Source organism: Pseudoalteromonas rhizosphaerae, from assembly GCF_902498845.1.
GTDB classification, from domain to species: Bacteria; Pseudomonadota; Gammaproteobacteria; order Enterobacterales; family Alteromonadaceae; genus Pseudoalteromonas; species Pseudoalteromonas rhizosphaerae.
In genome coordinates this window covers 1-414 of sequence record NZ_CABVLM010000059.1, presented here as the reverse complement: position 1 = coordinate 414, position 414 = coordinate 1, and the positions used below count along the sequence as shown (strand labels likewise).

Annotated in this window: 1 protein-coding gene; it reads left to right on the top strand. The window is 32.4% G+C overall.

All coding sequences use genetic code 11. From position 1 onward, the window contains the following. Nucleotides 1-147: 147 nt before the first annotated feature. A partial coding sequence (locus PSR9079_RS23465; protein WP_179959253.1) for a membrane dipeptidase occupies nucleotides 148-414 on the top strand: 267 nt, incomplete at its 3' end.

The window sequence follows — 414 nt, the reverse complement described above, 5'->3', positions numbered from 1 at the left end:
AGATAATGCTACTTATGAAAAGCCTCATCAATACACAACAGGTTTTAAATATGTTATAGTGAACGGAGTAGTAACTATAGAAAACGGAAAGCATAACGGAATAAGAAACGGACAAACATTAAGAAAACCCATCAACTGATTTTAGTTATGAAAAAAACAATTGTACTTGCAATCTTCTGTATGCTATCTTCTTTCTTACATGCACAGAGCTATAAAAAGATTCACAACAAAGCCATATTAGTTGATACACATAATGATATTTTAGAACAATGTATTAATAAACATTTCACTTTCGATAAAGATTTGAAAGGCAAAGCACAAACCGATTTAGCGAGGTTTAAACAAGGCGGTGTAGATGTGCAATTATTTTCAGTTTGGTGCGATGGGCATGAAAAACAACCTTATGCTTTAGCT